The organism is Streptomyces sp. W16, assembly GCF_033194735.1.
Lineage (GTDB): Bacteria > Actinomycetota > Actinomycetes > Streptomycetales > Streptomycetaceae > Streptomyces.
Genome location: NZ_JAWOAI010000486.1, coordinates 1 through 7,374, shown reverse-complemented (window position 1 = coordinate 7,374; position 7,374 = coordinate 1). Strand labels below are relative to the sequence as shown.

The 7,374-nt window shown below is 70.6% G+C and carries 7 protein-coding genes and 1 pseudogene; 4 read left to right on the top strand and 4 right to left on the bottom strand.

What is annotated here, in order from left to right; genetic code table 11:
* From R6V09_RS41285 to glpK, 4 genes are all read left to right on the top strand, one after another.
* Window positions 1-987 (top strand): lipid-transfer protein (locus tag R6V09_RS41285; RefSeq protein WP_317886625.1); only part of this gene is annotated, 987 nt, incomplete at its 5' end.
* Between the two features lie 100 nt (window positions 988-1,087).
* On the top strand, window positions 1,088-2,740 hold the full coding sequence (locus R6V09_RS41280) for a GGDEF domain-containing protein (RefSeq protein ID WP_317886624.1): 1,653 nt from the start codon (window positions 1,088-1,090) through the stop codon (window positions 2,738-2,740).
* Between the two features lie 336 nt (window positions 2,741-3,076).
* Window positions 3,077-3,802, top strand: a complete 726-nt coding sequence (locus tag R6V09_RS41275; protein WP_317886623.1) for an MIP/aquaporin family protein — start codon at window positions 3,077-3,079, stop codon at window positions 3,800-3,802.
* 93 nt (window positions 3,803-3,895) lie between these two features.
* Entirely contained in the window at window positions 3,896-5,407 is a 1,512-nt protein-coding gene (gene glpK, locus R6V09_RS41270; RefSeq protein ID WP_317886622.1) for a glycerol kinase GlpK, read from the top strand.
* A gap of 118 nt (window positions 5,408-5,525) precedes the next feature.
* Here the strand turns inward: glpK and R6V09_RS41265 are convergent, their stop codons facing one another.
* From R6V09_RS41265 to R6V09_RS41250, 4 genes and pseudogenes are all read right to left on the bottom strand, one after another.
* A complete protein-coding gene (locus tag R6V09_RS41265) occupies window positions 5,526-6,131 on the bottom strand; it encodes a GTP-binding protein (protein ID WP_317886621.1) in 606 nt (201 codons plus the stop codon).
* 113 nt (window positions 6,132-6,244) lie between these two features.
* A complete protein-coding gene (locus R6V09_RS41260; RefSeq protein WP_317886620.1) occupies window positions 6,245-6,640 on the bottom strand; it encodes a DUF742 domain-containing protein in 396 nt (131 codons plus the stop codon).
* Window positions 6,641-6,649: 9 nt separating this feature from the next.
* Window positions 6,650-7,084: a roadblock/LC7 domain-containing protein gene (locus tag R6V09_RS41255; RefSeq protein ID WP_093624343.1), complete on the bottom strand. Its 435-nt coding sequence runs from the start codon at window positions 7,082-7,084 to the stop codon at window positions 6,650-6,652.
* Window positions 7,081-7,374 (bottom strand): annotated as a pseudogene (locus R6V09_RS41250) (histidine kinase); the annotation flags it as partial. The gene R6V09_RS41255 and the pseudogene R6V09_RS41250, both read right to left, overlap by 4 nt.

The window sequence follows — 7,374 nt, the reverse complement described above, 5'->3', positions numbered from 1 at the left end:
GCGCTGGGCTGGCAGGGCGCCCGGGTGGCGAGCGTGTACGCGGCATGCGCGTCCGGGGCGCAGGCCGTCAACGCCGCGCGGGCGCAGATCCTTTCGGGGATCGCGGACGTGGTACTCGTCGTGGGCGCCGACGCCGCGCCCAAGGGGTTCTTCCGGCCGGCCGGCGGGGACCGGCACGACGACCCGGACTGGCTGCGCTTCCGGGTCCTCGGGGCGACGAACCCGACGTACTTCGGGCTGTACGCGCGCCGGCGGATGGCCCTCTACGGAGACACCCCGGAGGACTTCGCCCAGGTGAAAGTGAAGAACGCCGCCCTGGGAGTGCTGAATCCGTACGCACGCTACCGCAAGCGGGTCTCCGCCGAGGAGGTCGCCGCATCGGCGGTGGTCGCCGATCCGCTGCGGCTGCTCGACATCTGCGCCACCTCGGACGGCGGGGCCGCCCTGGTGCTGTCGAGCATGGAGTTCGCGCGCCGGCACGGGGCGGCGGACCCGGTGCGGATCCGGGCGGTGTCCACGGTGACGCCGCGTTATCCCAACACGGTGCTGGATCTCCCGGACATCGCCACGGACTCCGCGGTGGCCGTGGCACCGCCGGACGAGACCTTCCGGGCGTCGATCGCGCGCGCGGCCTACGAGGAGGCGGGCATCGGCCCTGAGGACCTCTCCCTGGCCGAGGTGTACGACCTGTCCACCGCTCTGGAGTTGCAGTGGTACGAGGATCTGGGGCTGTGCGCCGAGGGCGGGGGCGCCAAGCTGCTCCGGGAGGGCGCGACGGCCCTGGGCGGGCGTATACCGGTGAACGCGAGCGGTGGGCTGGCCTCCTTCGGGGAGGCGGTGCCGGCGCAGGCGATCGCCCAGGTCTGCGAGTTGACCTGGCAGTTGAGAGGCGACGCGGGTGACCGGCAGGTCGTGGGGGCGCGGGTGGGGATCACCGCGAACCAGGGGCTGTTCGGGCACGGGTCGGCGGTGCTGGCGGTGCGGTGAGCGGCGGAGTGCCGCCCCACCGGTGCGATCGGCCCGCAAGGATGCGTGAACGTCTTATGAACTGGACCTGGGCGTACGCCGGTGGCGTCATCATGCTGCCGTGCGCTCCTGGACGGATACTCTCCGCTTCGCCTTCCAGCCGGTGGTCAATCTGACCACCGGTGGAATCGCGGGCCTGGAGGTACTCGTCCGCCCGGAGACCGGCGACATCCTGGCCGAGGCCCGCCGCGATCCCGAACTCGACGGCAAGCTGGCCGTGTTGGCGGTCCGCGCCGCCACCCGCAGGGAGACGCTGCTGCCGCTGCACATCAATGTGTTCGCCGGCACCCTCGCCGACCTCGGCGGGCTCACCGCACTGCACAGCGCGGTCCGCGAGGCGGGACGGCTGCCGTGGGAGGTGACGGTCGACATCGTCCCGCCGTTCACGCACGTGCCGCGACGGGCGCTCCTGGAGGCGGTGTCCGCGCTGCGCGGCCAGGGGTTCCGGATCAGTGCCGACGGCGTCGGCGACGGTGACGTACCCCTGCGGCTGCTCACGGATCTCGCGCCCGACCTGGTGAAGCTCGACGCCTCGCTGTTGGAGCGGCCGGCCGCGGTGCGCGCCATGCGGACCCTGTGCGAGCAGTTGGGCGCCCTGTTGTCCGTGGAGGGGGTGGAGACCGAGGCGCAGTGCGCGCAGGCGCGGGCGGCCGGGGCCCAGTTGGCGCAGGGCGAGCTGTTCGCGCCGCCGACGCGGATTCCGGCGGCGGACGTATACGTTCCGCCACGCGCCCCCGGTCTCGCGATGACGCCGCCGTCGGGCCCGTGGGTACGGGAGTTCGTGCGGCCGGCCGCACTGCTGCCCGACACCGCGTCCGCCGGCCAGGTGCGGGCGCTGCTGACCGGCTCGCCCGATGTCTCCGGAGTGGTGCTCGTGGACCGGGCCGGGGTGCCGGTCCGCTCGGTGCACCGGTCCCGCTTCTTGCTGTCGATGTCGGGGCGCTACGGCCACGCCCTGTACGCCGACCGGCCCGCGGCCAGGCTCGGTGACGTGCCGCGGACGGTCGGCGTGGACGCGACCGCCTGGGAGGTTCTGGACGTGGTCGCGGTCGGCGACCCGGACCGTACGTCGGACGATGTGGCGGTGGTCGACCGCTACGGGCGGTGCGTCGGTGTCGTGCGGCTCGCGGATCTGGTGCGGGCCTTGGCCGAGACGCGAGTGGAGGAGGCCGCGGGCCTCAATCCGCTGACCAGGCTGCCCGGTTCGGACGCGATCACCGGTGAGGTGGACCGGCGGATCGCGGACGGGCGGACTTTCGCCCTGAGCTGGCTGGATGTCGACCACTTCAAACAGGTCAACGACGGGGCCGGTTTCGCGGCGGGCGACGAGTTGATCCGCTCGGTCGGACGGGCGCTGCAGCTGACGGCGTCCGGGCACACACGCGTGGGGCACATCGGCGGGGACGACTTCCTGGTGCTCACCGATCCGGAGGGGCTGGAGCCGCTGGCCGCCGCCGTGCTGGAGGCGCCCTGGGCGGCCGGCGGCAGGGCCGTGACGCTGTCCCTGGCCACCGTGGTGTGCGTGCCGGGCAGTGTGGCCGACCACCGGCAGGCGGCGGCGTCGCTTGCGCCGCTGAAGAAGGCGGCGAAGGCGCTGGACGGCACGAGCTGGGTGCTGGGCCGGGCGGGGCTGGGCGAGTACGAGATCCTGCGCGGCGCCCCCACGGCGCCCGTACAGGCCTCCCGCACGGCGGCGGAGTCGCACGGGCACTGAGCGGATCCGGCGGCTCCCTGCGGGGCTCCAGGGGCCGTCAGGGCGGGTGTCACCGTTGGCGTCCGCGACCTTGACGCTCCTTCAGCACCGGTGAACACTTCCCGGTGTCGGTCGACATCGCCGTACATTCTCGGCGTACCAGGCACTGCGCCGCGCGGGCTGCGCCCGCGCTCAGGCCCACTCCCCCACGGGCGATCTCGGCTGCGACGGCACGCTCGTCACGGACGCCGGGCGGGGCTCGGGACCCTCCCTGCCTTCGGCTGAAGTCGCCAAGGGAACCGCACCCTGCACGGAGGACCGGGGCCGACCGTCCCGGGCCAGGGCCTAGGAGCCGCCATGAGCAACGGAGACATATTCGTCGGTGAGGTCATCGGCACCGCGATCCTGATCCTCTTCGGCGCCGGCGTGGTCGCCGCCGTCGTACTGAACTACTCCAAGGCACAGAACTCCGGTTGGATCGTCATCGCCTTCGGATGGGGCTTCGGCGTGATGGCCGGGGCGTACACGGCCGCGCCGCTGTCCGGCGGGCAGCTCAATCCGGCGGTGACGATCGGCATCGCCATCGACACCGGGAAGTGGGACAAGGTCCCGCTCTACATCGCCGGGCAGATGGTCGGCGCCATGCTCGGCGCGGTGCTGTGCTGGCTGGTCTATTACGCGCAGTTCCAGGCCAACGCCGAGGAGGAGATGGCGCAGCCCACCCTCGGGATCTTCTCCACCACGCCCACGATCCGCAATGTCGTGGCGAACCTGATGACGGAGATCATCGCGACCATCGCGCTGGTCCTCCCGATCCTGGCCTTCGGGCTCACCAAGGGACTGGGCGAGTCCGGTACGGCCGTGCTGGTCGTGTCGTTCCTGGTGGTCGGTATCGGTCTGTCGCTCGGCGGGCCCACCGGGTACGCCATCAACCCGGCCCGTGACCTGGGTCCCCGCATCGTCCACTCGCTGCTCCCGATCCCCAACAAGGGGACTTCGGACTGGGGTTACGCGTGGATCCCGGTGGTGGGGCCGCTGATCGGCGGGGCGCTCGCCGGAGTCATCTTCAACGCGGCCTTCTGAACACGGCCTTGCGACAACAGTCTTCGAGAAGTCTTCCGAAAGCAGCCCTCTGAAGGACCTGAAGGATCTGAAGGAAACGACAAAGGGGTCGTCATGACGGACAAGTTCGTCGCCGCAATCGACCAGGGCACCACCTCCAGCCGCTGCATCGTCTTCAACCAGGACGGCGCGATCGTCGCCGTCGACCAGCGTGAGCACCGCCAGATCTTCCCCAAGCCGGGCTGGGTGGAGCACGACGCCACCGAGATCTGGTCCAAGGTGCAGGCGGTGGTCGCCGGGGCGATCGCCAAGGCCGGACTGCGCGCCGACCAGCTCAGCGCGCTCGGCATCACCAACCAGCGTGAGACGACGGTCCTCTGGGACCGCGCCACCGGCAAACCCGTGCACAACGCCATCGTGTGGCAGGACACCCGCACCGCGGCCCTGTGCAAGCAACTGGGCGGCTCGGACGGGCCCGACCGGTTCCGCGAACAGACCGGCCTTCCGCTCGCCAGCTACTTCTCCGGGCCCAAGGCGGCCTGGCTGCTCGACAACGTGCCCGGTCTCAGGGACCGGGCCGAGCGCGGCGAGATCGCCTTCGGGACGATCGACTCCTGGTTGATCTGGAACCTCACCGGCGGCACCGACGGCGGCCGGCACGTCACCGATGTGACGAACGCCGGGCGCACCATGCTGATGAACCTGGAGACCCTCCAGTGGGACCCGTCCATCCTCTCCGCGATGAACGTGCCCGAGGCGATCCTCCCCGAGATCAAGTCCTCGGCCGAGGTCTACGGCACCGCGGTCGGCCAACTCGTGGGCGTGCCCGTGGCGTCGGCCCTGGGCGACCAGCAGGCGGCCGTGTTCGGGCAGGCCTGCTACGACGTGGGCACGGCCAAGAACACCTATGGCACGGGCAGCTTCCTGCTGCTCAACACCGGGAACCGGCCGGTGCCTTCGAAGAACGGGCTCCTCACGACGATGGGCTACAAGATCGGCAGTGAGGCGCCGGTCTACTGCCTGGAGGGGTCAATAGCCGTGACGGGCGCGCTCGTTCAGTGGTTCCGGGACCAACTCGGCATCATCCGCAGCGCCGACGAGATCGAGACCCTGGCCGCGAGCGTGGACGACAACGGCGGCGCGTACATCGTGCCCGCGTTCTCCGGCCTGTTCGCCCCCTACTGGCGCTCGGACGCGCGCGGTGTCGTCACCGGGCTGACCCGGTACGTCACGAAGGGGCACCTCGCGCGCGCGGTGCTGGAGGCGACGAGCTGGCAGACGCGGGAGGTCGTGGACGCCATGTTCCAGGACTCCGGGGTGCAGATCACCACCCTGAAGGTGGACGGCGGCATGACCAAGAACAACCTGCTGATGCAGCACCAGGCGGACGTGCTCGACGTACCGGTGATCCGGCCCAAGGTCTCCGAGACGACCTGCCTGGGCGCCGCCTACGCGGCCGGGCTCGCCACCGGAGTGTGGAGCGACCTGGACGAGCTGAAGTCGCACTGGCAGAAGGACGTCGAGTGGACGCCGTCCATGGAGTCCTCGGTGCGGGACCGCGAGTACCACAACTGGCGCAAGGCCGTGGAGAAGAGCTTCGGCTGGCTGGAGGAGGGCGACAACTAGGCACACGCGCGTGCCCGGCCGAAGAGGCACACGCGCGTGCGTCGTTCCACGGGCCGCGGTCCGTACCCCGGTCGGCGAGGGTACGGGCCGCGCCCGCCTGCCGGTTGGTGACGCCCTGTCAGCTGGTGACGCTCTGGCGGCGCTTCGCACCGTAGGCCATCGCGTGCTGGACGACCTCGATGAGGACCTCCTTGACCGACGACCGGTCGCGCGCGTCGCACAGCATGAGCGGTACGTCCTGGTCGAGGTCCAGGGCCTGCCGTACGGCCTCGGCCGGGTAACGGGAGGCGCCCTCGAAGCAGTTGACGCCGACGACGAAGGGTATGGAGCGCCGCTCGAAGTAGTCGAGGGCGGCGAAGCAGTCCTCCAGGCGGCGGGTGTCGGCGAGTACGACGGCGCCGAGCGAGCCCTCGGAGAGCTCGTCCCACATGAACCAGAACCGCTCCTGACCCGGCGTACCGAACAGGTAGAGCACCAGGTCCTCGCGCAGGGTGATACGGCCGAAGTCCATGGCCACAGTAGTGGTGTGCTTGCCCTCCACACCGCTGGTGTCGTCGACCGGACGTCCTGCCTCGGTGAGCAGTTCCTCCGTGCGCAGCGGCCTGATCTCGCTGACCGCGCCGACGAGGGTGGTCTTGCCCACGCCGAAGCCGCCGGCCACCAGGATCTTGAGCGTGACGGGCTCGACCGGAGGCTTGCCGCGCTCAGAACGCCCGAAGATCATCGGTCTCTTCTCCTGCTTGAAGGGGGTCGGTTCAGGGAGCCCGCCTCACTGGGCGGCGAGATCTCCACCTGGAACTACCGGCCAGTCACGTCTTTACTCAGGTTCCGCGCCGCTCACAGTGCCCGGAGGCCGCTGATCACGTCGCGCAGAATACTCTCGTCCACCAGCTCGGCAGGGGGTACGGGACGCGAGACGTGGACCAGTTCCTCGTCCACGAGGTCTCCGATCAGGACGCGTATCACGCCGATGGGCAGGTCGAGTTCGGCGGCGAGTTCGGCGACCGACTGCGGGGCGTCACGGCACAGACCGACGATGTCCACGTGTTCCGGGGACAGCGCCTGGTCCGCTTCGGAGTCCTCCGCACGGGACTCCGCGATCACCACCGCGATCAGGTCGAGGCGGTGCTGTGCCGCACTGGTGGTACGGCCGCGCGTCATTGCGTACGGACGGACGACCGGTCCGGCCTCGTCGTCGAACCAGTGGCCTCTTCCCTGACCGTCTCTGCTCATGTCACTTCACTACCCGCCGGAGGACAGATCGGTGCGCGGAGCGGCACCGAGATGCACACCGACCCGCTTCACGAGCAGTGTCATCTCGTAGGCGACCTGTCCGACGTCCGAGTCCGCGTCGGCGAGGACGGCGAGGCAGCTGCCGTCACCGGCGGCCGTCACGAACAGGAAGGCCTCGTCGAGCTCGACGACGGTCTGCCGTACGCTGCCCGCCTCGAAGTGACGGCCGACGCCCTTGGCGAGGCTGTGGAAGCCGGAGGCCACGGCGGCCAGGTGTTCGCTGTCCTCGCGGGTCAGATCCTGGGACACGCCGGTGGGCAGGCCGTCACCGGAGAGCACGATCGCCTTGCGGATGCTGGCGACGCGCTCGACGAGGTCGTCGAGGAGCCAGTTCAGCCCGCGCTGGTCGGTCGTGTCGTGGCCGGTCGCCTTTGGTGCGGTCATCGACCGTCCCCCTTATTTCCTTGTGCTGTGCCGCCTTGGACGTCGTCGCCCTCGGCGTTCTCCTCACGGCCGCGCTGCCAGCCGCGCTGGAGTGAGGCCATGCGGCTGCGTACCTCGTCGGCGTCGCGCTCCTCGACCTCCGCCGGGCTCGCGGTGTGCCGTTCGGGGTCCTTCTTCAGCTGCGGGGCCAGGTTGGCCTGGCGCACGCGCCTGGGCAACGCCCCCGTGCCGGGCCCCGTCCCGCCCGGTGAGGTGTCGGGGTCCGGAACGCTGGACGCGATCTCGGCACG

Bases quoted from the DNA above. Each gene is read 5' to 3' on its own strand.
- R6V09_RS41275 (WP_317886623.1), top strand. From the start codon at position 3,077: ATGAGCAACGGAGACATATTCGTCGGTGAGGTCATCGGCACCGCGATC.
- glpK (WP_317886622.1), top strand. From the start codon at position 3,896: ATGACGGACAAGTTCGTCGCCGCAATCGACCAGGGCACCACCTCCAGC.
- R6V09_RS41265 (WP_317886621.1), bottom strand. From the start codon at position 6,131: ATGATCTTCGGGCGTTCTGAGCGCGGCAAGCCTCCGGTCGAGCCCGTC.
- R6V09_RS41260 (WP_317886620.1), bottom strand. From the start codon at position 6,640: ATGAGCAGAGACGGTCAGGGAAGAGGCCACTGGTTCGACGACGAGGCC.
- R6V09_RS41255 (WP_093624343.1), bottom strand. From the start codon at position 7,084: ATGACCGCACCAAAGGCGACCGGCCACGACACGACCGACCAGCGCGGG.